22 protein-coding genes are annotated in these 26,787 nt (G+C 72.1%); 7 read left to right on the top strand and 15 right to left on the bottom strand.

The genetic code is table 11. The features are described from left to right. A partial coding sequence (locus D8M39_RS02920) for a class I SAM-dependent RNA methyltransferase (protein ID WP_126874349.1) occupies positions 1-1,023 on the bottom strand: 1,023 nt, incomplete at its 3' end. After that, positions 1,020-2,993, bottom strand: a complete 1,974-nt coding sequence (locus D8M39_RS02915) for an APC family permease (RefSeq protein ID WP_055084475.1) — start codon at positions 2,991-2,993, stop codon at positions 1,020-1,022. The genes D8M39_RS02920 and D8M39_RS02915, both read right to left, overlap by 4 nt. Positions 2,994-3,057: 64 nt before the next feature. Between D8M39_RS02915 and D8M39_RS02910 the strand changes: the two genes are divergently transcribed. Together D8M39_RS02910 and D8M39_RS02905 are read left to right on the top strand one after the other, a co-directional pair. Next, a complete protein-coding gene (locus D8M39_RS02910) occupies positions 3,058-3,777 on the top strand; it encodes a TrkA family potassium uptake protein (protein WP_055084484.1) in 720 nt (239 codons plus the stop codon). Continuing rightward, complete coding sequence (locus D8M39_RS02905) at positions 3,777-4,535, top strand: TrkA family potassium uptake protein (protein WP_126874348.1); 759 nt, start codon at positions 3,777-3,779, stop codon at positions 4,533-4,535. The genes D8M39_RS02910 and D8M39_RS02905 overlap by 1 nt, the downstream gene beginning before the upstream one ends. Here D8M39_RS02905 and D8M39_RS02900 read toward each other — a convergent pair. From D8M39_RS02900 to dut, 4 genes are all read right to left on the bottom strand, one after another. Next, a complete protein-coding gene (locus D8M39_RS02900; protein WP_126874347.1) occupies positions 4,441-5,235 on the bottom strand; it encodes a DUF3159 domain-containing protein in 795 nt (264 codons plus the stop codon). The two genes, D8M39_RS02905 and D8M39_RS02900, sit on opposite strands and share 95 nt — an antisense overlap. Then, positions 5,232-5,603 (bottom strand): hypothetical protein, encoded by a 372-nt coding sequence (locus D8M39_RS02895; protein ID WP_083482444.1) that lies wholly within the window; start codon positions 5,601-5,603, stop codon positions 5,232-5,234. The genes D8M39_RS02900 and D8M39_RS02895 overlap by 4 nt, the downstream gene beginning before the upstream one ends. Beyond that, positions 5,603-6,397, bottom strand: a complete 795-nt coding sequence (locus tag D8M39_RS02890) for a DUF3710 domain-containing protein (protein ID WP_094393815.1) — start codon at positions 6,395-6,397, stop codon at positions 5,603-5,605. The genes D8M39_RS02895 and D8M39_RS02890 overlap by 1 nt, the downstream gene beginning before the upstream one ends. Before the next feature lie 160 nt (positions 6,398-6,557). Then, positions 6,558-7,019 (bottom strand): dUTP diphosphatase, encoded by a 462-nt coding sequence (gene dut / locus D8M39_RS02885; protein ID WP_094393812.1) that lies wholly within the window; start codon positions 7,017-7,019, stop codon positions 6,558-6,560. Positions 7,020-7,220: 201 nt separating this feature from the next. Here dut and D8M39_RS02880 point away from each other — a divergent pair, with 201 nt between their 5' ends. Continuing rightward, the gene (locus D8M39_RS02880) at positions 7,221-7,769 is read left to right on the top strand and encodes a DUF3093 domain-containing protein (RefSeq protein ID WP_083482586.1); all 549 of its coding nucleotides are present in this window, start codon (positions 7,221-7,223) and stop codon (positions 7,767-7,769) included. A gap of 200 nt (positions 7,770-7,969) precedes the next feature. Here the strand turns inward: D8M39_RS02880 and D8M39_RS02875 are convergent, their stop codons facing one another. Next, positions 7,970-8,269 (bottom strand): DUF4193 domain-containing protein, encoded by a 300-nt coding sequence (locus D8M39_RS02875; protein ID WP_055086535.1) that lies wholly within the window; start codon positions 8,267-8,269, stop codon positions 7,970-7,972. Between the two features lie 355 nt (positions 8,270-8,624). On the opposite strand from D8M39_RS02875, the gene sepH reads away from it, so the two are divergent. Together sepH and D8M39_RS02865 are read left to right on the top strand one after the other, a co-directional pair. Beyond that, positions 8,625-10,004: a septation protein SepH gene (gene sepH / locus D8M39_RS02870; RefSeq protein ID WP_126874346.1), complete on the top strand. Its 1,380-nt coding sequence runs from the start codon at positions 8,625-8,627 to the stop codon at positions 10,002-10,004. Between the two features lie 134 nt (positions 10,005-10,138). Continuing rightward, positions 10,139-10,819, top strand: a complete 681-nt coding sequence (locus D8M39_RS02865) for a hypothetical protein (RefSeq protein ID WP_126874345.1) — start codon at positions 10,139-10,141, stop codon at positions 10,817-10,819. Positions 10,820-10,990: 171 nt separating this feature from the next. On the opposite strand, the gene D8M39_RS02860 is transcribed toward D8M39_RS02865, so the two are convergent. From D8M39_RS02860 to D8M39_RS02845, 4 genes are all read right to left on the bottom strand, one after another. Further along, on the bottom strand, positions 10,991-12,061 hold the full coding sequence (locus tag D8M39_RS02860) for an alkaline phosphatase family protein (protein ID WP_126874355.1): 1,071 nt from the start codon (positions 12,059-12,061) through the stop codon (positions 10,991-10,993). A 71-nt stretch (positions 12,062-12,132) separates the two neighbouring features. Continuing rightward, positions 12,133-12,840, bottom strand: a complete 708-nt coding sequence (locus tag D8M39_RS02855; RefSeq protein ID WP_055082694.1) for a DUF5998 family protein — start codon at positions 12,838-12,840, stop codon at positions 12,133-12,135. A gap of 58 nt (positions 12,841-12,898) precedes the next feature. After that, positions 12,899-14,587 carry a serine/threonine-protein kinase gene (locus D8M39_RS02850; protein ID WP_126874344.1) on the bottom strand — a complete coding sequence of 563 codons (1,689 nt, stop codon included), beginning with the start codon at positions 14,585-14,587 and terminating at the stop codon, positions 12,899-12,901. 13 nt (positions 14,588-14,600) lie between these two features. Next, positions 14,601-17,291, bottom strand: a complete 2,691-nt coding sequence (locus D8M39_RS02845; RefSeq protein WP_126874343.1) for a GNAT family N-acetyltransferase — start codon at positions 17,289-17,291, stop codon at positions 14,601-14,603. A gap of 70 nt (positions 17,292-17,361) precedes the next feature. Between D8M39_RS02845 and D8M39_RS02840 the strand changes: the two genes are divergently transcribed. After that, positions 17,362-19,926, top strand: a complete 2,565-nt coding sequence (locus D8M39_RS02840) for a DNA topoisomerase (ATP-hydrolyzing) subunit A (RefSeq protein ID WP_126874342.1) — start codon at positions 17,362-17,364, stop codon at positions 19,924-19,926. A gap of 86 nt (positions 19,927-20,012) precedes the next feature. On the opposite strand, the gene D8M39_RS02835 is transcribed toward D8M39_RS02840, so the two are convergent. After that, complete coding sequence (locus tag D8M39_RS02835) at positions 20,013-22,121, bottom strand: type IIA DNA topoisomerase subunit B (RefSeq protein ID WP_126874341.1); 2,109 nt, start codon at positions 22,119-22,121, stop codon at positions 20,013-20,015. 230 nt (positions 22,122-22,351) lie between these two features. Between D8M39_RS02835 and D8M39_RS02830 the strand changes: the two genes are divergently transcribed. Then, entirely contained in the window at positions 22,352-22,552 is a 201-nt protein-coding gene (locus D8M39_RS02830) for a hypothetical protein (RefSeq protein WP_094393794.1), read from the top strand. Positions 22,553-22,659: 107 nt separating this feature from the next. Here the strand turns inward: D8M39_RS02830 and D8M39_RS02825 are convergent, their stop codons facing one another. The 3 genes from D8M39_RS02825 to D8M39_RS02815 all read right to left on the bottom strand — a co-directional run bounded on the left by D8M39_RS02825 (position 22,660) and on the right by D8M39_RS02815 (position 26,763). Further along, entirely contained in the window at positions 22,660-23,352 is a 693-nt protein-coding gene (locus tag D8M39_RS02825) for a ubiquinone/menaquinone biosynthesis methyltransferase (protein WP_094393791.1), read from the bottom strand. A gap of 32 nt (positions 23,353-23,384) precedes the next feature. After that, on the bottom strand, positions 23,385-25,088 hold the full coding sequence (locus D8M39_RS02820) for an RNA polymerase sigma factor (RefSeq protein WP_055082680.1): 1,704 nt from the start codon (positions 25,086-25,088) through the stop codon (positions 23,385-23,387). A 181-nt stretch (positions 25,089-25,269) separates the two neighbouring features. Beyond that, positions 25,270-26,763 (bottom strand): DUF4192 family protein, encoded by a 1,494-nt coding sequence (locus D8M39_RS02815; protein WP_126874340.1) that lies wholly within the window; start codon positions 26,761-26,763, stop codon positions 25,270-25,272. Positions 26,764-26,787: the final 24 nt, after the last annotated feature.

The following is a 26,787-nucleotide window of genomic DNA, read 5'->3' as shown; positions in this document are numbered from 1 at the left end:
GGCGGAGGTCACCGGGGAGCCCTCCACGGCGAGGACGCTGCCCGTCTCCCCCACGGCCCGCGCGGCCACGGCGGTGAACAGCCCCGCGCCGCTGTAGAGGTCCCACACGGCGTCCCCCGGGGTGAACTGCGCGGCGTCGAGGACCGCGCGCACGAGCGTGGCCGGGGCCTGCCGGTGGATCTGCCAGAAGCCCGTGGGGCTCACCTGCCACGAGAACTCCCCGCCGGCCTCCGGCACGCTGAGGGTTTCCACGCTGTGACCCGCACCGGTCCACACGCCTACGTCGCGGTGGTCGGCCGTGCGCGCGGTGACGGCCACCCCGTGCTGCTCGCCCCACGGAGCCAGCTGGGCCCGCAGCGCGTCGATCTGCTCCTGGGCGGCGTCCCCGTGCAAGCTCACGTGCAGCAACGGCCCGCTGCCGGATGGTGCGGCCACGTCCACGCGCTCGGCGCCCTCGTAGCGCAGGTCCCACGGTGCGAGCGCCCGCAGGGCGTCCGTGGCCAGGGGCATGTCCGTCACGGGGACGAGCTCGCCGCTGCGGTGCGGGTACATGCCGGCCGAACCGTCCGGGGCCACGTCCAAGTGCAGGCGGGTGCGCCAGCCGGTGCCGTCGGGGGTCTCCCCCGCCACGGCCCGCACGTGCCCGTCCCACTCGAGCCCGGCGAGGTGCGAGAGCTGCTCCCCGACCACGCTCGTCTTCAGCTCGCGCTGCGTGGCCAGGTCCGCGTGCCCGAACTCGGCCCCGCCGAGCGGGCTGGTGCCCGCGGCGGCCGCCAGCACGGCGTCGGCCTGGGACCACACGTGGGCGTCGCGGCGCCCGGCGGCGGGCTCCAGGACCTCGACGACGTCCCCGCGCCAGAAAGAGGCGGTGGGCTCGTGGTCCGTGAGGCGCACGCGGACCAGTTCCCCGGGCAGACCGTGGCGGACGAAGACCACGCGGCCCTCGTCCGTGCGTGCCACCACGTGTCCGCCGTGGGCGACGGCGCCGAGGCGCAGCACGAGGGGGGCGGGGGCGTCGGTCATCTGCTGTTCTCCGTGAGTTGAAGTTCGCGCACCGATTCGAGGTGCCAGGGCACGGAGGCGATCATGACTCCGCGTTCGTAGTGCAGCCGGGTCCGCAGGGGGCGGATGGCCTGGTTGTGCAGGAAGCGCTCCCAGCCGCGGCCCACCACGTACTCGGGCAGGTACACGATGACGAGGTCCCGGGGGGACTTGCGCCGGATGCCGCGGATGTGGGCGATCACCGGGCCCACGGTGTCGCGGTACGGGGAGGCGAGCACGGTGATGGGAACGGGGATCTCGAGGTTCTCCCACTGGCCCACGATCTGCGCGGTGCGGGAGCGGTCCGTGTCCACGACCACGGCCTCGAGGCTCGAGGGCCGGGACGCGCGGGCGTAGCTCAGGGCGCGCACCACGGGCTTGCGCACGGAGGTGACCACGATGATCGAGTGCACGCGCGAGGGCAGGGCGCGGATAGGGGTGTCCGGGCGGACCTCCAGCTCGGCGTCCACCGCGCGGTAGTGGTGGGCGATGGCGCGCATGAAGACGGTGGTCAGCGCGATCGCCACGATGGTCAGCCACGCACCCTGCGCGAGCTTGGTCACGAGCACCACGACGAACACGGCGGCGCACGCCACGAGCGCGACCACCGCGACGGTCAGCCGCAGCGCGAACTCGCGGTGGGTGGCCTCGACCGTGCGCAGCCGGCGCCCGCGCAGCCAGTGGCGCACCATTCCGGCCTGCGTGAGGGTGAAGGCGAAGAACGCACCGACCACGTAGAGCTGGATCAGGGCGTTCACGTTGGCCCCGAAGACCAGGGTGAACGCGGCGGCCACCACGGAGAGCAAGATGATCCCGTTGGTGAACGCGAACCGGTCCCCCCGGCTCTGCAGCTGGCGGGGCAGCAGGGCGGCGGAGGCCAGCCGGGAGGCCAGCACGGGGAACCCGGAGTAGGCGGTGTTCGCGGCCATGAACAGCACACCCACCGTCACGAGCACGAGCACCACGAACCACACGGAGTCCACGCCCGCGACAGCCTGCGCGATCTGCCCGAGGATCGGCACCTGGTAGAAGTCCCCGCTCGGGGCGTGGCCGTGGATCAGCAGCTGCCGCGCGGGGTCCATCACGACCACCGCGCCGGTGCGCCACGTCAGGTACATCACGCCCAGCAGCAGGGCCGCGGACAGCGCACCCAGCACCGCAAGGGTCCGGGCGGCGTTGCGCGCCTTGGGCTTGCGGAAGTAGGGCACGGAGTGGGTGATCGTCTCCACACCGGTCACGGCCACCGCGCCGGAGGAGAAAGCGCGCAACACCAGCATGGCTCCGGCCAGGCCCGTCAACCCGGCGTCCACGCCGGTGGCGGGCAGCACGTCGTAGCCCGCCGACGGCGCGGGGTCCAGCGTTCCGGCCACGTCCTGGACCACGCCGGCCACGACCAGCACGAGCACCACGGCCACGAAAGCATACGTCGGCACGGACGAGGCGCGTCCCATGAACTTGAGCCCGCGCAGGTTCAGCAGTCCCACCAGCGCGATCCCGCCGACGGCCACGGCCGTCTGGTGGCCCACGAGCCACGGCACCGCCGCGGCCAGGTACTGTGCGGCGGCCGCCATGGACACGGCCACCACGAGCGTGTAGTCCACCATCAACGCTGCACCCACTGCTGCCCCGGCCGGGCGCCCCAGGTTCTTGGACGCGATCTCGAAGTCCGCACCGCCCGAGGGGTAGGCCTGCACGTTCTGGCGGTACGCGGTGATGACCACGGCGAGCACCACCAGCACCACGAGCCCCACCCACGGCGAGACCGCGATCGCGGCGCTTCCGGCGAGCGCGAGGGTCAGGACGATCTCGTCCGGCGCGTACGCCACGGAGGACAGCGCGTCCGAGGCGAACACCGGCAGGGCCGTGCCCTTGGAGAGCACCGTGCCCGCGGCGCGCTCGTTGTGGATCGGCTTGCCCACCAGCGCGCGGCGGACGAATTGGGACACATACACGAGGGAACACGCTAGTCCCTCGGCCGGACCTTGTCCCGTGCCGCGGCGTCCTATGCTGTGCCCCATGGCGCATTTCGTGATCATGGGCGTGGGCCGGGTGGGGATCACCCTGGCGCACGCCCTCGAGGACTCAGGACACACCGTGGCGGTGATCGACCAGGACGACCGCGCGTTCCGCAAGCTGCGCCCCTCGTTCAGCGGCAAGAAGATCACGGGCCACGGCTTCGACCGGGACGTGCTGCGCCGCGCCGGGATCACGGACGCATACGCCTTCGCGGCCGTCTCCAGCGGGGACAACTCCAACATCATCGCCGCGCGCGTGGCCCGGGAGACCTTCAAGGTCAAGCACGTGGTCGCGCGGATCTACGACCCCACCCGCGCCGAGTTCTACCAGCGCATGGGCATCCCCACCGTGGCCTCCGTGCGGTGGAGCGCGGACCAGGTGCTGCGTCGGATCCTGCCCGAGCACGCCATCACCGGGGACTTCCGCGAGGCCTCCGGGCGGCTGCAGCTCGGCGAGCTGCCGCTGGACGACTCCTGGTCCGGGCTGCACCTGGACCGCATCGAGGAGGCCGCCGGGGTGCGGATCGCCTTCGTCACACGCTTCGGGGAGGGCATCCTGCCCGCGAGCGACACCAGCTACCAGCAGGGGGACATCGTGCACGCCATGATGCGCGTGGAGGACGTCGAACAGGTGGCCCGCGTGCTCTCACGCCCGCCGTCGGACGAGGTCACGGAGGCCGTGGCGCTCGCCGCCACCGAGCAGTCACGGGGGCGGCGCTGATGCATGTGGTCATCGTGGGCGGTGGGTCCGTGGGGTCCTCGATTGCCCGGGAGCTGCTCTCGCACGGTCACGACGTCGTGGTGGTGGACGCCACCTCCGAGGTCATCGGCCGCTCGAACCTGCGCGGCGCCCAGTGGGTCGTCGGGGACGCGTGCGACCTCGACGTGCTGCAGCGCGCGAGGGCCGAGGAGGCGGACGTCGTCGTCGCCGCGACCGGTGACGACAAGGCCAACCTGGTGGTCTCCCTGCTCGCCCGCAGCGAGTTCGGCGTGCCGCGCACCGTGGGACGGGTGAACAACCCCAAGAACGAGTGGCTCTTCGACGACGCCTGGGGCGTGGACGTGGCCGTGTCCACACCGCGGCTGATGACGGCGCTGGTGGAGGAGGCCGTGGAGGTGGGCGACGTCGTACGGCTGCTGAGCTTCCAGACCGGTGACGCCACCCTGTCCGCCTACACGGTCCCCCGGGAGCACCCGGTGGTGGCGAGCACGGTCACCCAGGTCCCGTGGCCGCCGGACGTCGCGCTCGTGGCGATCCTGCGCGACGGCGTTCCCATCGCACCGTCCGGGGACGACGTCCTCGAGGGCGGGGACGAGCTGTTCTTCATCACCACCACCGAGGGCGAGGAGCAGCTGCGGGCCATGTTCACCACGGCCCGGGACGTCAACCTGCAGGCGGCGCGGGGCGAGGGCGGCTCCACAGCCATCCCAGCCACAGCACAGCCGCGTACAGCGGGGCCCCCATCACCAGCCGGGTGATGCCGAGACCGGCCACGTCCCCCGCAAAGTAGAGCGGCAGCTGCACGAGCAGCCGCGCGGCGAACATCGCGAGCAGCACCGCGTTGACCCGCTGGTAGGCGCGGCGACGCCCGGGGTCCCGGCGCCAGTGCGTGCCCTCCCCGCGGATGTAGCCGAAGAGCACCCCGAGCAGGGGCCAGCCGGCGAGCGCCGAGACCGCCAGACCGAGCAGCCACACGGCGTTGGTCACGAACCCCCACACGTAGTAGTCCAGGGCGTCCCCGCCCACGCGGGCGAAGAGCGCGCAGATTCCCACACCCACGAGCCCTCCGAGGGCCTGGGTCACGGGCTGGCGCTGGACAAGGCGCACGAGCGTGAACAGCGCCGCGACCGCCAGGGAGGCGATCAGCGCGGGGCCCAGCTGCCCGGTGACGACCACGCAGACCAGGTAGACGAGCCCGGGCAGCAGGGACTCGAGCACGCCGCGCCAGCCGCCCACCGCGGAGAGCACGTCGAGCTGCCCGGCCTCGTCGCGGCGCAGGCCGGAGCGGCGGGCGAAGTCCTCGGCGGCGCGGTCTGCCGCGGCGTCGCGGTCCGGTATGGCGTCGCGGCCCGGCGCGGGGCGGCTCGCGGCGTCGCGCTCCGGTGCCCCCGGTTCGTCCGTGCCGAGGGAGGCCTGCCGCGGGGCGTCCTCCGCGCCGGGGTTCGCGGGCGAGCTCATCGGGCGGCCTTCTTGGGGGTGATGATCTCGTAGCGCGGATTGTGCATCGTGGGGATCCCGTCCGGGAAGCAGATCACCCCGAGGCAGCGTAGCCTGGTCCCCGCGCTCACCCCCGGGACGGTGTGCTGGCCGTTCCACAGCAGCTCGAGCGCGCACGGCACGGCGGAGTCGGGGCGCGGCACCTTGAGCAGGGCGCGGAACTGCGGCTGCTGCGTCACGGGTGCGATCGTGACCTCCACGACCCGTCCCTCCACGACCGCGCGGCGGCGGTGGCGCTCACGGTGGGCCGGGTCGAGGTCCTCCGAGACGGCCTCGGGCTCCCCGAGCACGTCGATGGCCCCGGTGAGCGGGTTGTTGACGGGTGCCACTAGCCGATCTCCGTGATCTCGGGGCCGCGGCGCGGGGGCTGCACGGCCGGGCCCGACGGCGCGCCGTCGCCGTCCTGGGGTGCCGCCCCGTCCGCCGCGGGGGCCGGGGGCTGCCCGGCGGCGTCGTCCATCCGGCGGACGGTGGCGTCCTCGGGGACGGAGAGGGTCAGCAGGTCGCGAGGCGGGTGGGGGTCCTGGCCGCGGACGACGACGAGTGCCCGCACGGCGTCGTCGAGCACCTCCGCGGTGGGCCCGGGCAGAGCCGCGCCGCCGGTGAAGACGGCGCGCAGGAACCAGCGAGGGCCGTCGACGCCCACGAAGCGCGCGAGCCGGTAGCCCTGGCGCCCGTCCGCGGTGGTGGCGGGGAACTTCGCGTCCACCTGCAGGCCGAAGGAGCCGCGGGAGACGCTGGGGTCCCCGTTGTCCCGGCGCAGCCCGGCGATCAGCTCGGCGCGCACCTCGTCCCACAGCCCGCTGGACTTGGGTGCGCTGAAGGGCTGCAGCTGGACGGAGCCGTCCCGGAAGTCGAGGTTCACCGCGCGCGGCTCCTGGGTGCGCTGGTCGACCTCGAGGCGCACGTCCACCCCGGAGACCGGCTTGACGAGCAGCGCCCCCAGGTCCAGGTACTCGCTGCGCTCACCCGGCAGCTCGCTCTCGTCCCAGGGGCCGAGCGCGCGCGGGTTCTCCTGCGACTGCCCGGCGGACGCGGTGCCCGCCGTCTCCTCCGCGGCGCTCGTCCCGTCGGACGGGACGACGCCGTCCTGCGTGCCAGTGCGCTTCTTGCGTCCGAACATCGTTGATCTCCCGAAAATGTGTAGGTGGTGTCGTGGAGCAGAGGAAAGAGGGGGTGCGTCCCGGTGCGTCCTTCAGCTCGGTGCGCCCGTCAGCCGCGCTGGAACCGGCAGCCGACCCCGCGCGGCGAGCTCCGCCCGGCCGCGCCGAGGTCGGCCGGGCTCAGTGCGTTCCCGAGGAGCCGAACCCGCGCTCGCCGCGCTCGCTCGACGGCAGCTGCGCGACCGTCTCGAAGCGGGCCGTGGCGACCTCCTGGAGCAGCAGCTGCGCGATCCGCTCGCCCCGGCGCACGGTGTAGGCGGTGCTGCGGTCCGTGTTCAGCAGGCACACCTTCAGCTCGCCCCGGTAGCCGCTGTCCACGGTGCCGGGGGCGTTGAGCACGGTGATCCCGTGCTTGGCGGCGAGCCCGGAGCGGGGGTGCACGAGCCCCACGTACCCCTCGGGAATCGCCACGGCAACCCCGGTGTCCACCAGGGCGCGCTCCCCGGGGGCCAGCGTCACGTCGTGCCGCGCGCGCAGGTCCGCACCCGCATCCCCCGGGCGCGCGTACGCGGGAGCGGGGAGGTCGGTGTCCAGCAGCTGCAGCGCCACGCTCACGGTGGCGGGTTCCCTCACGTCAGTCACAGTCCTCCACTCTAACGCGCACCACCCGGGCCCCGGCGTGCGCGGCAGCACCCCTCCGCGAGCAGTGCCCGCCCGCGCGAAGACCCACCCGCCCGCGCGGAGGCGAGCTGGCCCGACGACGTCGCCCCGCCCCTCGGCGGCCCCAGGAGCCGCCCGCGGCGCGGCAGGCAATCCCCAGCGGGAGTGTGCCAAGGTGGTGCCATGAGTTCCCAGCACCCCGAGTCCACCGAACCGGAGCCCACCGCGGCAGTGCCACCCCGCCAGGGCGGTGGCGGGGTCCGCTACGAGGAGCGGCTGTCCGTCTCCTGGTGGGTGTGGCTCATCGTGCTGTTCGTCGGTGCGGCGGGGTTCGTGGCCGTGGCCCCCATCAGCATTGCGGTGGGTGTGATCGTGGGCGCCGTGCTGGTGGTCGTCATTGCGGTGGTCGTGCAGCTGGGCACGCCCAGCATCGTGCTCACGGACGAGGACCTGCGCGTGGGGCGCGCCTACATCGAGCGCCGCTACGTGGGCGAGGCCGAGGCCCTGCGCGGCGACGACGCCCGCCTGGCCCGCGGCCCCACACTGGACGGCCGCGCGTTCATGAACTTCCGCGTGTCCATCCCCAACCTGTGCCGGATCAGCATCGTGGACCCGGTGGACCCCACTCCCTACTGGCTCACGGCCACGCGCCACCCGGAGGAGCTCGCGCGGGCCATCAACGGCGACCCCACAGACCCCGAGAACATTGCGAGCGAGGTGCTCTCGGACTAGCGACCTCCGCCGGGCCGTGAGCCCTGTGGGCGTTCAGCACCGAGGGCTCGCGGACCAGGCGCCCCGTGTCCCGGGCTCCCGGTGCGGGTACGACGACGGGCGGTCACCGAGAAGGTGACCGCCCGTCGTCGTACCCGCCGCCCGTCAGCTCTGAACGGGTCCGGCGGCCCCGGTGTGCAACCAGGGTGGGGTGCGCGGGATCAGCCCACGCACTCGTGGCAGAACATCACACCGTTGCGCTCCTCCGCGAGCTGCGAACGGTGGCGGACCAGGAAGCAGGAGCCGCAGGTGAACTCGTCGTCCTGGGCGGGAAGGACCACCACGGAGAGCTCCTCGTTGGAGAGGTCCGCGCCGGGCAGCTCGAAGCTCTCGGCCGCCGTGGCTTCGTCTTCGTCAACGCTTCCGGACTGGTGGTCCGTCCGCCGGGACTGCAGCTCCTCGATGGAGTCTTCCTTGAGGTCCTCGTCCTGCTTGCGCGGTGCGTCGTAGTCTGTGGCCATGTGTCTATCCGCTCCAACCGGTCTTCGCGAGATCGCTGTGTGAAACGGTTCCCCGGGCGATCTCCCCCGGGGCCGTGTCGCGTAGATTGTTCACCATGGTGCCGCAAAAAGCCAGTACCTGAGCGGACGTTTTCTCCCAGCGCGAGATTCGTCCCCCGGAGGGGTCTGCGGACCCGGCCCCACCGGGTGGTGGAGCAGCCTCTGCAGGCCCTCCGGCGACGTCGTCCCCGCCGCGGCGCCGCGCCCTCCGCCGGTCCTCGGCGACCCCGGGGCACCGTGCCACTAGACTGGCGCACGAACGCGCCGCGCGCACCGCAGGAACACGGGGCGCAGACACCCGTGAGGGAAGGACAGCATGGAGCAGTTGCGCCTGGTAGGAGTGCACGACGACGGTGAGCACCTCATCGTGGAGACCCCCGACTCGACCCGGTACCGGGTGAAGATCGACCAGCAGTTGCGGCAGACCATCCAGCACGCCCGCCGCAAGCCCCCCGCACGCGGTCGCGGCGGCTCGTCCTTCGGCCCCCGCGACATCCAGGCACGCTTCCGCGCCGGGGCGAGCGTGGAGGACGTCGTGGCCGAGTCCGGGTGGGAGGCCGAGCGGGTCAAGCGCTACGAGTGGCCGATCCTCGCCGAGCGCTCCCACATGGTCACGGCCGCGTGCCGCGTGAAGGTCTCCGGCACCGCGCCCTCCCACGACGGCTACCGCTCCGTGTTCGAGGGCGAGCCCAAGACCCTCGAGGAGACCGTGGACGAGCGGGCCTCCCAGGTCGGCGTGGACCGTCACAGCCTCGACTGGGACGCCTGGCTGCGCGAGGACCAGCTGTGGAACGTGCAGCTGAGCTTCTCCGTGTCCGACCCCCAGGCCTCGGGACTCGACACCGAGGGCCCCGCGCTGTGGAGCTACAACCCCGCGAACCAGACCGTGCGCGCCGAGAACGACTGGGCGCGCGCGCTCGGCGAGGAGCCCCGTAAGACGGGTCCGCTCGGCGTGACCGCCCCCGTCTCCCCGGCGGTCGCCACCCCCGTGGCCCCCACACCCTCCGCGCAGCTGCGCCACCTGCAGCACGAGGCGAGCCAGGCGGACGACCTCCTGGACGTCCTGCAGTCCCGCCGTGGCCGCCGGCTCGGATCGGACGAGGACGGCGACGACCGCCTCGCCGAGATCCTCGGCCGCGGCATGGGCCGCGTGGAGCAGCGCCCCCGCCCGATCGACGCACCGGAGGACTCCCCCGTCTTCGACCAGCCCATCCAGCCCGCGGCCTCCCGCGTCGCGGAGGAGCAGGCGCTGCAGGGAGAGGGCATCGAGATCGTGGACGACTCCACCCCCTACGGACACGACGCCGCCGCCCCCGCCGAGGACCCGACCGCGCCGCTGGCCCCGGACGAGGCCGCCGCGCAGCACCTCGCCTCCGGAGGCACGGAGACCTCCGACCAGAACGACGACGCGGTTCCTGACGCGGACGCGGAGGAACCCGCTGCGGAACCCACCGCACACGAGACGCGGCGTGCGGACGAGAGCACCCCGACCGAGGCGACCGCCCCCGAGGACTCTGCCCCCGAGCACTCCGCCGCCGACGAGCGCGGCGAGTCCCTCGACGACGACCGGAACGAGACCCCGGAGGAGGACCGCACCGCCGCGAACGCCGCACCGGGACCCCGTGGACGCACGCCCCGGGCCAAGCGCTCCTCCGTTCCGAGCTGGGACGACATCGTCTTCGGCAACCGCACGTGAGCCGCGCCCACCGCTCCCACGTGCACTGATGCGAGAAACACGCGGCGCACGGTAAAGTCACCGGAGCGGATCGGGCTCAGGGGAGAATTGTCCCGGTCGCGTGCATTCTCGGGCGATCTTTAGGGACTTTGTGCATGAGCAACTCCATCCAGGACGATCTCTTCGGCGACGACGCCCAGGCCGGTGACGGCGCGGCGGCCTCGTCCCCGACGGGGGTCCGCAGGTACCTCGCGCCCGTCGCTCTCGGCGGCGCGGCCCTGCTCGTGCTGGCCGGGGTTGGAGCGGTCGCGTTCACGGGTCTCTCTGGCGGTTCCGACGACGACGTCCCCGCCACCTTCACGTCCGCCTCGCCGAGCGCGACCCCCAGCCCCACGCCGTCGGCAACCCCCTCCCCCACGCCCACCGTGGAGCCCGAACCCACGCAACCCGCGGAGCAGTACTACTACGTGCCCGACCCCCAGCCCGTGGCACCGGTCCAGCCGGAGGTTCCGGCCCCGCAGCCGGTGGCTCCCCGGCCCGCACCCACCACGGCTGCACCGGCCCCCACCCCGGAGAAGTCTCAGGCCCCCGCGCCCACGAAGCAGCCCGCCACCCCGCCCGCGGAGGGCGGCACCGGGTCCACGGGTGGCGGTTCCACGGGCGGAGGCTCGAACGGCGGCGGTTCGGGCAACGGCAGTGGTTCCGGCGCGGGCAACGGAACCGGCACCGGGAACTCCGGCGGGGGTTCGACCGGCAAACAGGGCGGCACCACCGGGGGGACGGGCTCCGGGGCCGGCTCCAAGGCGACCCAGGGAACCGGCGGCACCGGCCGCTGACGCGGTACGGGCACCGGAACGGCCCAGGGTCAGGACAGCCCAGGCTGCCACACCGGTCACGGCACCACGACGCCCTGGGAACCGCATGAGATGGCGTCACATGTGCGTGGCCGCCGCGACGACGTCCCCCGCGGTCGCCTCACCACAGCAGCGCCGTAGTCCGCAGTGACCTCACCACAGCAGGGCCGGGACCATCCGTTCCTGCTCGGTGAGCGAGCCGTGCTGACCGACCATGACCAGCGGCCGGGTGCCCTGCCGTGCGACGTCGTACAGGGCGACGTCCTCCCGGCCCAGCACCCACACGTCACCCGCGCGGGCGAGCATCCGCTCGTCCGGGTCCGGGCCGAAGTATCCCTCCCGCGCCAGCTGGTCACGGGTGGCGAGCCACACCGCGTCCCCGAAGTGCGAGCGCCAGCGGTCCACGACCTCCTCCGGGACAGCCCCCGGTTCCAGGTGCAGCTGCACGGCGCGCGGTTCGCCCGCGGTGTGCCGCACCCCGGTCATCAGCTCCGGGACGGCGGAGAAGTCCAGCCTGCCCTCCGTGGGAACGTCGACCATGCCGTGGTCGGCCGTCAGGACCACCCGGGTGTTGGCCGGCAGCCGGGACACGAGCCGCTTGAGCGCCGAGTCCAGGTCCTCGAGCGCGCGCAGCCAGGAGTCAGAGCGCCAGCCCTGCTTATGGCCGGTCTTGTCGAGGTCGTCCCAGTAGAAGTAGACCAGTCCGCGGCGGCCCTCCTTCAGCTGCTCCAGCGCCCGCGCGGAGCGTGCGTGCACGCCCTGCGCTCCCACGAACCTGCCGCCGCGCAGCACCGCACGGGTCAGCGCCGAGGACTCGAACCGGGCGGAGCTCACGGTCACGGCGTCCACGTGGCGTGAGACCCGTTCCAGCACCGTCTCCCCCGGCTGCCACTGCAGGGGGTCGAGGGAGGCGGGCCAGTTGCCGAGCATGTTCACCACGCGGTCCGTGGCGGGATCCAGGACGTCGTAGCCCAGCATCCCGTGCTCGCCCGGGGTGCGCCCGGTGCCCAGGCACGAGAGCGAGACGGACGTGGTGGAGGGGAACGCGGCGTCGAGCTCCCCGAGCGACTGGGCCGATCGCAGCGTGGGAGCGTACCCGTTGACCTGCGAGAGCAGCCGCGAGCCGAGCCCGTCCACCAGCACCACCACGTAGCGCGGCGCGGCGGGCAGGCTCAGCGCGTTGCGGAACCCGGGGATCCCCAGCGCCGCCGCCGCGGAGGTCATCACCTCCCCCACGCTGCGGGAACCGTACCTCGGGGGTGCGGGCAGGCGAAGGGTCGGCGCGGCGTCCTCGCTCACGAGGAGCGCCCCGTGTCTCGCCCGTTGTGCCGGTGGCCGAAACGGGTGCGCGGTGCCGGGGTCTCGGTGCGGGCGGTGCCCTGGTGCTGCGGGGCCTGGGCGAGCTGCGCCCCCGAGTCCGTCAGCGGGGCCACGTTGGCCCGGCGCAGGGTCCGCGCGAACTCGCGGGCCCCCTCCACGGCGTCCTGGCCGTCCGCCTCGGAGCTGATGCGCATCACCACGTCCTCGCTCGCGGCCGTGCCCGAGTAGCCGTGGTCCGCCTGGCACTCCGGGTCCTCGCACATGGCGGGGTAGAGCTCGAGCTGCTGGGTGCCCGTCCAGCTGACGGCGAGGTTCAGCTCCATGATGGGGGTGCCGGGCGTGTAGTTCTGGGGCTGGTGGTACGCGTAGCTCAGCGTCACGGAGCGGATCTGGGAGATCGGCACGGTCTCCGTGGACACGCGTGCCACGGTCTCCGCGCCGGCGTCGTCGACCTGCTGGTCGTCCACGTGCGTGATGTGCAGGACGTCCTCCGCGAGCACGAGCGCCGTGATGTGGCGGTGCAGCTCGGTGTTCGTGAAGTGTGTCTCCAGCTGCACGAGGTGGGACACGGGACGCCTGCCGTCCAGGGAGTCCCTGACCACGTCCGTGACGAGCTGGGGGTAGAAGCCCGCCTTCTCGATGTCCTGGACCAGCCGTGAACCGTCGGGTGCTGAGAATGTCATGGCGCCATTGTCCTCCACCCGGGCGGGCGGGGCACATCCGTGACCGGGCGTGCCGGGTTCACGGGGTCACCACGCACGAGACGGTGCCGTCCTCCAGCTCCGTGCACACGGGCGTGGCGTCCGTGGTGGGGTCCGCGGTGGGCCCGGTGGGCGTCTCACTGTTCGGCTGTGCGGGGCTCGTGGCCGGCGCGGGCGAGGTGCCCGGGTCGGTGGAGGCCGCGCCGCCGCCCCACTGGGCCAGCAGCGGTCCCAGCCACACGTACCCCGCCACCAGCGCGAGTGCGGCCAGGGCCAGCACCAGCAGCCACCAGGGCCAGCGCGGGCCACGACGACGCCGCGAGGCGGCGTTCCCCCGGTCCGTGTCCGCCGGGTCCGTCGTCGCCGGATCCGTGGCGGCGGGGTCTGAGGCGGCCAGGTCCGTGACGGTCGCGTCCGTGGCCGTTGCCTGCGGGTCCTGCGCCGGCACGACGTCGTACGGACCGGCCTCGTACGGGCCGGCCTGCACCGTGGCCACCACGGGCTCGACCCCGGCAGGGCCGACCACTGGCTCCACCGGACCGGCAGGGCCCTCGTCGGCGGGAATGGCAACGGTGGCGTCCGTCGTCTCCCCGGGGGGATCCTCCGCCGGGGCCAGCTGCTCCGTGGGCTCCACCGGGGCGAAGGGTCGCAGCGGGTCCCCGGACCACTGCGCCGCCACCGGCTGCCCCGCAGCGACAAGGCCCTGCGCACGCTGCCCGTCAACCGGCTGTCTCCGAAGGTGTTGTCCCTGAGCTGGTTCCCCCTGGGCCGGCAGCGCCTTGCGGTGCACCGCGTGCCACGCGAGCGGTGCGTCCGGCGTGCCCGCCCCGGGAGGCAGTCGGGCGGCGTCGGCCACCGGGGACAGCTCCCGCTCCGTGGTGGGTTCCAGGACGTCGAACACCTCGAAGGGCTCGCCGTCCGCCGTCTCGCTCTGCTTGTTCTCGCGCTCCGGGGCGGTCTCCAACAGAGCGGTGACCAGCTCCTGCGCCGCCCGGGTGCGCTCCTCGGGCTCCCGGCTGAGCAGCCCAGCCACGCCCCGGCGCAGCACGGGCGAGTTCTCGAACAGCCCCAGCCGGGCAACATCGTCCGGGCCCAGAGGGTCCCCGCTGAGGTCAACCTCCGGCAGCACCATGCGCACGGCGGTCACGCCCGCGGCGTAGAGGTCCATGGTCGGAGAGGGGTTGCCGGGGGCGTACGCCTCGTGCGGGAGGTAGCCCGGGGTGCCCACCACGGTCCCGGTGTGCGTGAGCCGGGCGTCGTCCGTGCGCACCGCAATGCCGAAGTCCGCGAGCCGCGCGACCGGCGGGGCAGTGCCCGTGGGCTCGAGCAGCACGTTGGCGGGCTTCACGTCCCGGTGCACCCAGCCGCGGGTGTGCACGAACTGCAGGGCCTCGAGCAGCTGGTAGACGAGCTCCTCGGCGAGCGCGTCCGAGACCGGGCCGTTATCCTGCAGCGCGGCCTCCAGGGTGCCGCCTGAAACCAGTTCCATGGCGATGGCCACGTGCTCGTCCTCCGCGGCCCACCCGTAGGGGGCCACCACGTGCGGGTGCTCGAGGTTCACGGACTGTTCGCGCACGAAGCGCAGCAGGTCCGCGGAGTCGCGCTGGCGCAGCACCTTGGCAGCGCAGATCCGGCCGAGCCGCAGGTCCTGGGCGCGCCACACGGCACCGCTGCCGCCCTCCGCAACGGGCGTGAGCAGTTCGAAGCGTCCAGCGATCGTGTCCCGCACCCTGTCGGGGCCCCTAGCCCAGCATCGCGCGGCGGGCGCTGTCCGTGCGCTGTCCGGGGTCCCCGATCTTGACCGTGGCCGAGAGCACCGTGAGCACCGAGCCGGAGAGCACCACGGGGTTCAGTTCCAGGAAGGCGATCTCCGGGAAGCGGTCCTTGAGGAAGGCGACACGGTTGACGAGCTGCTCCAGGCCGGTCGTGTCCACCGGGGGCACGCCCTGGTAGCCGAAGAGCTTGCGGGCAGCCTTGGGGGCTCGCACCATGCGGGTGATGTCCCGGTCGGTGAGCGGGGGCACCCGGTGGGCCCAGTCGTCCAGGAGGTTCACCGCGTCCCCGGCCATCCCGAAGGAGAGCACGGGCCCGATCAGCGGATCCTCTGCCGCGCGCAGCACCACCGTCTGTCCGGTCGGGGCCATGGACTGTACCTCGAAGTCGGTCACGTCCCACCCCGCGAGCGTGCGCTTCATGGTCTCCACGGCAGTACGCAGCTGCCCCTCGTCCGCAATGTTCAGCACCACCCCGCCCAGGTCCAGGCGGTGGCGCAGGAACGGGTCCGTGGTCTTCAGCGCGACGGGGTAGCCGAGCCTGCCGGCAGCGGCCACGCCCTCCTCGAGGTCGTGGAAGCGCACGGACTCGAGCACACGGATTCCCGCGTGGCCCAGCAGCTCGTTGCGTTCCGCGACGCCGAGCTCGTAGAGGGCGTCCCCGGTGATCTTGCGGCGCTCGCGCTCCAGGAACTTCTCCACGGCGTCGAAGTCGAAGTCCTCCGGGTCCACCACCACGCCCTGGTCCTGCGAACGCCACGCGGTGTAGCCGATCACCCGCGCGAGCGCGTGCATAGCGGTTCCGGGCGAGTCGAAGCACGGCAACGCCGGGTGGCCGTCCGCGAGCACCGCGGTGGTCACGGCGTCCGGGCCGTGCTGGCCGGTGAAGACCGCCACCGTGGTGCGGTCGGCGGCGCTCGCCTCCTGCGCGACCGCTGCCGCGACCGCGCGCTGGTCCAGTCCGCGCACGGGCATCAGCACGAGCACCACACTGTCCACGTCCCCTGAGGTGAGCTGGGCGCGGACGGCGGTCAGCACGGCCTCGTGTGCGTCCCCGGCACCGCCGGAGGTATCGACCGCGCCGTCGACCGCCACGGGTTCCAGGCCCAGTCGCAACGCAGTGTCCTCGGTGAGCTGGGCGAGGGCCAGAGCGTTGGAGACCACCGCGATCCGGGCAGATGCGGGCAGTGGCTGGCTCTCGGTGATGGCCGCGATGTCCATGAGCTCCTCGGCGGTGGCCGCGCGGATCACCCCGGCCTGGCGGAACATGGAGTCCAGCGCACCCGGCGGTGCCTGGGTGACACGCCCGGTGTGGCCCGGGGGCAGCCGCAGCCCGGTGACCTCGGACTTGGCCACGATCACAGGCTTGCTCAGGGACAGCCGCCGCGCGATCCGGGAGAATTTGCGCGGGTTTCCCACCGACTGCAGGTAGAGCCCGCACACGGTGGTCCCGGGGTCGTCCTCCCAGTACTGCATGAGGTCGTTGCCGGAGACGTCCGCACGGTTTCCGGCGGAGAGGTAGCTCGACAGGCCCACACCGTGGCGCAGTGCCGCGCCGTAGAGCATGGAGCCAACGGCCCCGGACTGGGAGAACAGGCCCAGCCCGCCCCGCCGCGGCATCTCGGGGAGCACCGAGGCGTTGAGGGACACGTCCGGGTCCGTGTTCATCAGCCCCAGGCTCGCGGGGCCCACCACGCGCATCCCGGCCGCGCGGGCGATCCGCACGAGCCTGCGCTGGTCCGCCGCGCCGCTCGCGCCGTCCTCCGCATACCCACCCGTCATCACGACGACGGCCCGCACGCCGACCCTGCCGCAGTCGGCCACCGCCTCTTCGACGGCCTCGCGCGGGACAGCGATCACCGCGAGGTCCACCGCGGCGTCGATCTCCTGCAGGGAGGAGACGAACACGAGCCCCTCGCGCTCGTACGGCGTGTGGCCCACGCCGTAGAGGGTGCCGGTGTAGCCGCCGGTGAGGATCGCCTCAACCGCGTGGTGCCCTGCGTGGTCCGCGTGCGCCGAGGCCCCCACGACCGCCACCGTGGTGGGGGTCAGCAGCTGCTGCAGCGAACGCGCCTCGGCCCGGTGCTCCCGGGCGGCCATCACGGCCAGGGACTTCTCGGTGGGGTCGATGTCGAAGTCGACCATCACCACGCCGTCCTCGAACTGCCGGGAGACGTCGTAGCCGGCCTCCACGAAGACGTGGAGCATCTTGCGGTTCTCGGGCAGCACCTCCGCGGTGAAGCGGTCGATGCCGTTCTCGCGGGCCGCCGCGGCCAGGTGCTCCAGGAGGATGGAGCCGATCCCGCGCCCCTGGTGGTGGTCCGAGATCATGAACGCAACCTCGGCCACCCTTGGGCTGACGCGGTCGTAGCGGCCCACGCCGATCATCCTCCCGCCCAGGATCAGCACGAAGCACACGCGGTCCGTGTGGTCCACCGTGGTGAAGCGCTCCAGCTCCCGCTCGGAGAGCTGCGGCTTGTAGGAGAAGAAGCGCAGGTAGATGGAGTCCTGGGACTGGGAGGAGTGCAGCTGCTGCAGCAGGTCCTTGTCCCGGGGGCTGATGGGGCGCAGGTGGGCCGTGGCGCCGTCGCGCAGGATCACGTCCGCCTCCCAGTACTCGGGGTAGGCCTTCGGCTGCGGAGCTTCGTCGGTGGAACCCATAGACTTCAGAGTAGCCAACCGCCTGCCCCGGTCACAGGTGCACGCACCGATTTCAAGGAGTTCCCTCTCGATGGCACGCCGCCGCTCAGCCGCCCGCTCCCCCCAGGACGACCTGCCCGAGGACTTCGTCGAGCACATCGTGGACGTGGACGTCACCCGGGAGATGGAGACCAGTTTCCTGGAGTACTCCTACTCGGTGATCTACTCGCGCGCCCTGCCGGACGCCCGGGACGGGCTGAAGCCCGTGCAGCGGCGCATCCTGTTCATGATGGACCAGATGGGCCTGCGCCCGGACCGCGGCCACGTCAAGAGTGCGCGCGTGGTGGGCGAGGTCATGGGCAAGCTGCACCCCCACGGGGACGCGGCGATCTACGACGCGATGGTGCGCATGGCGCAGTCCTTCGCCATGCGCGTGCCACTGGTGGACGGCCACGGCAACTTCGGCTCGCTCGACGACGGCCCCGCGGCACCGCGCTACACCGAGGCCCGCATGGCCCCGGCCGCCCGCACGCTCACCGGGGACCTCGACGAGGACGTCGTGGACTTCGTGCCCAACTACGACAACCAGTTCCAGCAGCCGGGCGTGCTGCCCGCCGCGTACCCCAACCTGCTGGTCAACGGCGCCACGGGCATCGCGGTGGGAATGGCCACCAACATGGCACCGCACAACATGCGGGAGGTGGCTGCGGGTGCCCGTCACCTGGTACTCAACCCCGAGGCCACGCTGGAAGAGCTCATGAAGTTCATCCCCGGCCCTGACCTGCCCTCCGGGGGCCGGATCGTGGGCCTGGAGGGGATCCGGGACGCCTACCGCACCGGGCGCGGCTCGTTCCGCACGCGCGCCACGGTCTCCGTGGAGCAGGTCTCCCCCCGCAAGCAGGGCATCGTGGTCACCGAGCTGCCGTACATGGTGGGCCCGGAGAAGATCACCGAGAAGATCAAGGACGCGGTCCAGGCCAAGAAGCTCACCGGCATCTCGGACGTCGTGGACCTCACGGACCGCACCAACGGGCTGCGCCTGGTCATCGAGGTCAAGAACGGCTTCAACCCCCAGGCCGTGCTCGCGCAGCTGTACAAGCACACGCCGCTCGAGGAGTCCTTCGGGATCAACAACGTGGCCCTCGTGGAGGGCCAGCCCCGCACCATGGGGCTGCTGGAGCTGCTGCGGGTCTACACGGAGCACCGGATCACGGTGGTGCGCCGGCGGACCGCGTTCCGCCTCGCGAAGCGCCAGGACCGGCTGCACCTGGTCGAGGGCCTGCTGATCGCGATCGTGGACATCGACGAGGTCATCCAGATCATCCGCTCCTCCGAGGAGACGGCGCAGGCGCGGGACCGGCTGATCGCCGTCTTCGACCTCTCCCGTGCGCAGGCCGAGCACATCCTCGAGCTGCGGCTGCGCCAGCTCACCAAGTTCTCCCGCATCGAGCTCGAGGCGGAGCGGGACCAGCTGCAGAAGGAGATCGCCGAGCTCGAGGCGATCCTGGGGTCCGAGACCACGCTGCGCGGCGTCGTCGCGGACGAGCTGGCGGAGACGGCCGAGAAGTTCGGCGACGACCGGCGCACGGTGCTGCTCGAGGCCGAGGACCTGCCCGCGGTCACGGCGGCCCAGGCCGGCGGGAAGAAGGAGCCGGCCACGTCCGTGGCCCTGGAGATCAGCGACGACCCGTGCTGGGTCTTCCTCTCCACCACCGGGCGGATCGCCCGCAGTGCCGCGCGCACCCCGCTCGCGGACGCCTCGCGCCGCTTCAAGCACGACGCCCTGAGCAGCGTGGTGCCGGCCACGGCGCGCGGGGAGATCGCGGCGATCACCTCCACGGGCCGCATGCTGCGCGTCTCGTGCGTGGACATCCCGGTGCTCCCGGACTTCGACGGCGTTCCCCGGCTCGCGGACGGCGTCCCCGCCGCGGACTTCCTGGGCCTGGAGAAGAAGGAGGAGCTCGTGGGGCTCGTGCCCCTCAACGAGGTCGTCGCAATCGGCACGGCCGAGGGCGTGGTCAAGCGCGTGAACCCGGACTACCCCCTGAACCTGGACCAGTGGCCGGCGATCAAGCTCAAGGACCGCGACCGCGTGGTGGGCGTCGGCGCCGCCCCGGACAGCGCGGAGCTCGTCTTCGTCTCCTCCGACGCCAAGCTGCTGCGCTTCCCCGCCTCCGCGGTGCGCCCCCAGGGCAGGACCGCGGGCGGCGTCGCCGGCATGAAGCTCGCCGCCGGTGAGCGCGTGGTCTTCTTCGGCGCGGTGCTGCCGCGCGAGTCCACCGTGGTGGTCACCCAGGCCCGCAGCGACGGCCAGCTGCCCGAGATGGGCGAGGCGTCCCTGAAGGTCACCCCGCTCGCCGAGTTCCCGAGAAAGGGACGGGCCACCGCGGGCGTGCGGGCCCAGCGGCTGCTCACGGGCGAGGACGGCCTGACACTGGCGTGGGTCGGCCACGGCCCCGCCAAGGCGGTCTCCCCCGCCGGTGTCGCGCGCTCGCTGCCCACCGAGTACGGCCGCCGGGACGGCTCGGGGGTGGGGATCGACCGAGCCGTGGCCGCGATCGGGCCCGCTCTCACGGGGCTTGCGGTGGGTGAGGAGTCGGACGCGGGTACCGCGAGCTCCGCAGACGCCGCCGACGACGCTCCGGACGTTTCCTAGGCTCGGCAGGACCGGCCCGCTCGCGGGAGCCGTGGCCGCTCCCCGTGCCCCGCGTCGTCATCCACCGCCCAGAAAGGCGCACCGGATCAGGCGTCGATCTGCTCCTGGTTCAGGTGTGAGGCACCCGCGACGATGAAGTCCTTGCGCGGGGCCACCTGCGAGCCCATGAGCAGCGAGAAGGCGTGCTCCGCGGCCTCGGCGTCCGCCACGCGCACCCGGCGCAGCACACGGTGCCGGATGTCCATGGTGGTCTCCGCGAGCTGGTCCGCGTCCATCTCACCCAAGCCCTTGTAGCGCTGGATGGGCTCCTTGTAGCGGCGCCCCTGCTCCTCGAGGCTGCCCAGCAGCGTGTCCAGCTCTCGCTCCGAGTACGTGTAGACCATCTCGTTGGCCTTGGACCCGGGGTTCACGATCTGCACGCGGTGCAGCGGCGGAACCGCGGCGTAGACCCGCCCCGCCTCCACCAGCGGTCGCATGTAGCGGTAGAACAGGGTCAGCAGCAGGGTGCGGATGTGGGCGCCGTCCACGTCAGCGTCCGTCATCATGATGACCTTGCCGTAGCGGGCGGCGTCGAGGTCGAAGCTGCGCCCGGAGCCTGCGCCGATCACCTGGATCAACGCGGCGCACTCCGCGTTGGCGAGCATGTCCGTGATGGAGGCCTTCTGCACGTTGAGGATCTTGCCGCGGATGGGCAGCAGCGCCTGGTAGTTCGAGTTGCGGGCGAGGCGCGCGGTGCCCAGTGCGGAGTCCCCCTCCACGATGAACAGCTCTGAGCGGTCCACGTCCGCGGAGCGGCACTCCACGAGCTTGGTGGGCATGGACGAGGTCTCCAGTGCGTTCTTGCGTCGCTGAGTCTCCTTGTGCACGCGCGCGGAGATCCGGGACTTCATCTCCGCGACAACCTTCTCCAGCAGCTGGTTCGCCTGGGCCTTGTCGTCGCGCTTCTTGGAGGTCAGCTGCTTCGTCAATTCCGACTCGATCACCTTCGCCACGATCTGGCGCACCGCCGGAGTGCCGAGGACCTCCTTGGTCTGGCCTTCGAACTGCGGCTCTGCCAGGCGCACCGTCAGCACCGCGGTGAGCCCGGCCAGGACGTCGTCCTTCTCGAGCTTGTCGTTGCCCGCCTTGAGTTTGCGCGAGTTCGCCTCCACCTGCTTGCGCAGCGTCTTCAGCAGCGCGGTCTCGAAACCGCTCAGGTGCGTGCCCCCCTTGGGTGTGGCGATGATGTTCACGAACGAGCGGACCGCGGTGTCGTATCCGACGCCCCAGCGCAGGGCCACATCCACCTCGCACGTGCGCTCCACGTCCTGCAGCTGCGCGTGCCCGGAACCGTCCAGCACGGGCACCCGTTCGCTGAACGTCCCCTGCCCCTGCAGCCGCCACACGTCCGTGACGGGGGCGTCCGGGGCGAGGAACTCCGCGAACTCGGAGATGCCACCGTCGTACTGGAAGACCTCTTCCACGGGACCGTCCGCGCCCGGGGTGCCCGGCAGCCTGCGTTCGTCCGTGACGGTGATGCGCAGGCCCGGGATCAGGAACGCCGTCTGGCGTGCACGGCGCACGAGATCCTCGGTGGAGAACTTGGCGTCCGGGGTGAAGATCTGGTCGTCCGCCCAGTAGCGGATGCGCGTGCCCGTGACCCCGCGCTTGGCCTTGCCCACCACCTGCAGGTGCGAGTCCGTGGTGAAGGGCTCGAACGGGGCGTTCGGCGACGGCGCACCCTTGTCCGCGAACGTGCCCGGCTCACCGCGCTTGAAGGACATCTGGTAGGTCTTCCCGCCGCGGTCCACCTGGACGTCCAGGCGCGAGGAGAGCGCGTTGACCACAGAGGCGCCCACGCCGTGCAGACCGCCGGAGGCCGAGTAGGACCCGCCGCCGAACTTGCCGCCCGCGTGCAGCTTGGTGAACACCACCTCCACACCGGTCAGCCCTGTGCGCGGCTCGGTGTCGATCGGGATGCCGCGGCCGTCGTCGTGGACCTCCACGCAGCCGTCCTTGTGCAGGATCACCGCGATGTCCTGACCGTAGCCCGCCAACGCCTCGTCCACGGAGTTGTCGATGACTTCCCACAGGCAGTGCATGAGACCCCGCGAGTCCGTGGAGCCGATGTACATGCCCGGGCGCTTGCGCACCGCTTCCAGTCCCTCCAGCACGGAAAGGTGACGGGCGTTGTATTCGGAGCGAGACGGTGTCACGGTAAAGCTTCTCCCGGAGTCTGGGGGTGCCGCGCGCGGGCGGGGTGGGACTGTCTCACTCTAGACGGCGGCCCCGACGTTTGTGCGCGGTGGGCGAAACCGCGGGATCCCGGGAAGCAATCCCCGGGCCCGTGGGTTGTACTGGAACGTGCGGCCCCGGGTGTTCCCGGGACCGCACCGCGGCCGCACCGGCGTGCGAGGCCGCATCCCGTACTTGTGAGGAGGATCCCATGAACGCGACTGTCGAAACGCGTGAACTCAACGCAACCCACCGTTGCGACGCCTGCGGTGCCCAGGCATACGTGCGCGTGGTCCTCGAGTCCACGGGCGGCGAGCTGCTGTTCTGCGCCCACCACGCCCGCGTCAATGAGGACAAGCTGCGTCCCCTGGCGTCATCGTGGCAGGACGAGACCCAGCGCATCGGAGCCTGAGAAGACCACGCGGCCCGGGTGACACCGGGCCTTGAGGACGACGAGAAGGGGCACGCATCCATGGATGTGTGCCCCTTCTGCTGCGTCCAGCAGTGTCGTCCGCGAACTCAGGACCCGGGCTTGCGGCCCCAGAGGATCACGTTGGTGCCCAGGTACTTGCTCTCGTAGCCCACGTCCACAAAACCGGCCTCGCGCATCAGCTCCGCAACGCGGGCGGGCTGGATGAACCCGAGCGTGGAGTCCTTGAGGTAGTCGTAGGCGCGGCGGTCTCCCGCCACCACCTGACCGAGCAGAGGCAGCACCACGCTCATGCCCGCCGAGATCGCCAACCGCAGCGCGCCCCGGGGCGGCGCCGTCTCCAGCACGACGACGCGGCCGCCCGGGCGCAGCACCCGCACCTGCTCAGCCAGCACGCGCGGTACGTCGCTCACGTTGCGCAGCAGGTAGCCGTGCGTCACCGCGTCGAAGGACTCGTCGTCGAAGCGCAGGCTGTGGGCGTCCGCGAACTCCCACGTGATGGCGTCGGCACCGGGTTTGGTGCGGGCCGTCTCGAGCATCTTCTCCGAAAAGTCCACGCCCGCGACCTCCGCCCGCGGTTCCCGACGTCGCAGCGCCAGGGCGATCTCGCCGGTGCCGGTGGCGATGTCCAGGACCCGGCCCCCGGGACCCACGCCGGCACGCTGGGCGACCTCACGGCACCAGGCCGCGTGGCGGCCAAGCGTCATGAGCGAGTTGACCCGGTCGTAGGAGGTGGTGATCCGGTTGAAGATCCCCTGTACCTGCGTGTCCCGTGCGGTCATCGTGTGCTCCGCTCCCGCGGTCGTCCCTGTCATCAGTCCAGGTAGTCCCGCAGCACCTGGGAGCGGGACGGGTGGCGCAGCTTGGACATGGTCTTGGACTCTATCTGGCGGATCCGTTCGCGGGTCACCCCGTAGACCTTGCCGATCTCGTCCAGGGTCTTGGGCTGGCCGTCCGTGAGCCCGAAACGCATGGCCACCACACCGGCCTCCCGCTCGGAGAGGGTGTCCAGCACGGAGTGCAGCTGCTCCTGCAGAAGGGTGAAGGACACCGCGTCCGCGGGCACCACGGCCTCGGAGTCCTCGATGAGGTCGCCGAACTCGGAGTCGCCGTCCTCACCCAGTGGGGTGTGCAGCGAGATGGGCTCACGGCCGTATTTCTGTACCTCCACGACCTTCTCCGGCGTCATGTCCAGCTCGTTGGCCAGCTCCTCCGGGGTGGGCTCGCGTCCCAGGTCCTGGAGCATCTGGCGCTGCACGCGGGCCAGCTTGTTGATGACCTCCACCATGTGCACGGGGATGCGGATGGTGCGGGCCTGGTCCGCCATGGCGCGGGTGATGGCCTGACGGATCCACCACGTGGCGTACGTGGAGAACTTGAAGCCCTTGGTGTAGTCGAACTTCTCGACCGCACGGATCAGGCCCAGGTTGCCCTCCTGGATCAGGTCCAGGAAGAGCATGCCGCGACCAGTGTAGCGCTTGGCCAGGGAGACCACGAGGCGCAGGTTCGCCTCGAGCAGGTGGTTCTTCGCGCGGCGGCCGTCGTGGATGACCCACCGGTACGCCCGGCGGGTGTCCGCGTCCATGGAGTCCTGCTCCTCGGCGAACTTGTGCTCGGCGTAGAGGCCGGCCTCGATGCGCAGCGCGAGGTCCACCTCCTGCTCCGCGTTGAGCAGGGCCACCTTGCCGATCTGCTTGAGGTAGTCCTTGACGGGGTCCGCGGTGGCGCCGGCGACCACGACCTGCTGGGCCGGGGCGTCGTCGTCGTCGTTGTTGGTCAGCACGAAGCCACGGGCGCTGCGGTCCTGGCGGCCCTTCATGAGCTGCGCGGACTCCTCGACGGAGGCCTGCTGCGACTCCTGCGACTCCTCGTCCTCGTCCTGGGGCTCCTCGGTGGTGAGCTCGTCCTCGGCGAGGACCTCGTCCACGGGATCGGCCTTCTTGCGGCCCCGGCCGGTGCCGGCGGGCTTCGCCGCGGGCTTGGCGGCCGCCTTGCGGGTGGCGGGCTTCGCCGTGCCGGACGCCGCGGAGGCGGCGGTCCTCGACGCGCCGGTGCTCTTGCTGGCGGCCGTTTTCGTCGCCGTCGTCTTCGTGGCGGTGCTCTTGGTGGCCGTGGTCTTGGTGGCCGTGGACTTGGTGGCCGTGGTCTTGCGCGTGGTCGTCTTCTTCGGAGCCGCCGTCTTGCGCGCGGCGGTCTTCTTCGCCGCGGGCTTCGTCTCGGTGGCAGCAGTCTCCGGCGTCGTGGACCGGGGTGCCGCGGACTCGTCGGTGGCCTGAGCGGGGGCCGCGGACGACGACGCCGCAGTGGTCTTGGTCGCGGCGGTCTTGCCCGCGCTGCTCGCCGCCGCGGTGGTGCGCTTGGCGGCGGTGGACTTGCGGGCCACCGTCTTCTTGGCCGCGGTCGACTTCTTGGCCGGGGCCTTCTTGGCAGTGGTGGTCTGGGCGGTGGTCTCAGCCGAGTCGGTCCCCGCCTCGGGAGCCTGTGATCCGGATGCGGTCTTGCTGGCAGCTGGTGACACGGAAAGCCTTTCGTTGGACAGACACAGGGTGCGCGCCGCACCAGCGGCCAACACACCTATGACCCTGTCAAGTCCAGCACCGCGACACGCGGTTCTCGCCGGGACTCTGAGGGTCCTACACCCGGCAACGCCGCCCACCCCGGGATTGTTCCCGGGGTGGGAATCTTTTTCGCCGCGGGACTCAACCGGTGGTCTGCCGCACCCACCAGCTCCGCCCCGGCCAGCCCGTCCGGGGGTCCGTGCACCACCACGGCGTGGCCTGCCGGGCCAGACGCCGCCGCACCTCCTCGACCGCACCCACAGGGCTCGCCGCGGACTCCTGGAGTTCCTCCTCGCAGCGTGCGAGCAGCCGCCCGGCCGAGTGCGCTCGTCCCCGGAACACTTCCAGCTGCGCGAGAGCAGCCACCACGGTGGCCGCCGTCTCCGCGGACAGCAGGTGCTCCGACCCCAACGGGTCCTCGAGTGGACGGAAGCCGGCACGGTCCACCCGGGGTCGGTCCAGCGCCGCCCGGGAGTGGCCCTGCTCCGACCGGGGGCAGTCATGGTCCGCCCGGTCGCGGTGCTGGTCCGCCCGGGCGTGGGTCACGGCGTCGAGCACCTGGAGGATGCGGTACGCGGTCTCGACACTCTCCCAGTGCGGCGGGCCGTCCCACTCACCGGCCACGGCCACGACGCACCGCAGGGCCTCCTCGACGGCGTCCCCCGCGGGCTCCGGCCCCTCGGGTCCCCCGTGAACCCGTGCGAGGGCGGGAGCCAGGGCAAGCCACGCGGACTCCGCACGCGCACGCTCCCCGCACAGCCACGCGTAGAAAAGGCATGTGCGCGTGGCCTCGTCCCGCAGGCCGTCGAGCATGCCCCGGAGGTCTGCGGCGGGCGTCTCGAGCACCGCCGTCACCCAGTCCCGCCGGCGCCGTTGCACGCGCTGCAGCGTGCGTTCCCAGACGGCGAGCGCCGTCGGCCCGCACGGCAGCGCAGCTCCGGGTCCCGGCGTGCCGCTGGAGCGTGGTGTGCCAGCGGACCGGCAACCACGAGGTGCCGCATCTGCTCCCGGGCGGGGCTCACCCCCGGTGGTCGCACTCCGGGGCTCCTGACCGCGGGTCTCCACCTCCGGAGTTGTAACGGACCCGGGCCCATCGAGCTCCCTCGCCTTCTCCCGCAGGGCCTTCTGCCACCGGGGATCGTCCCCCGGTGCCGGCGGCTCCAGGGCGCTGCCCAGCGCGATGAGCTGCGCGTTGACCGGGCTCTCCTCGACCAGCGTGCTGGTACGGGCCACGTCCGGCTGGGCCGGGTCCCACCAGAACTGCGGCGTCACCAGGAGCACGGTGAGCAGCTCCACCCCCACCGTGCGGACGATCTGCTCCCACTGCACCGTGAGCGCGGCGAGCTCATTCACAGGGCACTCCGGCACGGACTCCCGGTAGACGACCACGATCACGTCCGAGACGCCAGGCACGTGCTCGAGGGCCTCGGCCAGTTCACCGCCCACCACCTCCGGTGGGGCCCCGGCCGGAGGCTGTGCCATGGCCAGCAGGAGGAAACCGGTGTCCCCGCCGGTCACGGCCAGGACGCACTCGTCGCGGGGCCGGTGCCCCAGCTCGTGCGGGATCAGGGCCAAAAGGTCCTCGGGGTGTTGGATGCGGAGGACGGGTCCGTGGTCCTCGTGGGTCAGAGTCATGGGACCAGCCTCGGCGCACCGCAG

It is taken from the genome of Kocuria sp. HSID17590, from assembly GCF_003989485.1.
Lineage (GTDB): Bacteria > Actinomycetota > Actinomycetes > Actinomycetales > Micrococcaceae > Kocuria > Kocuria salsicia.
The sequence above is the reverse complement of the archived record's forward strand: the minus strand, read 5'-3'. Positions and strand labels throughout refer to the sequence as shown.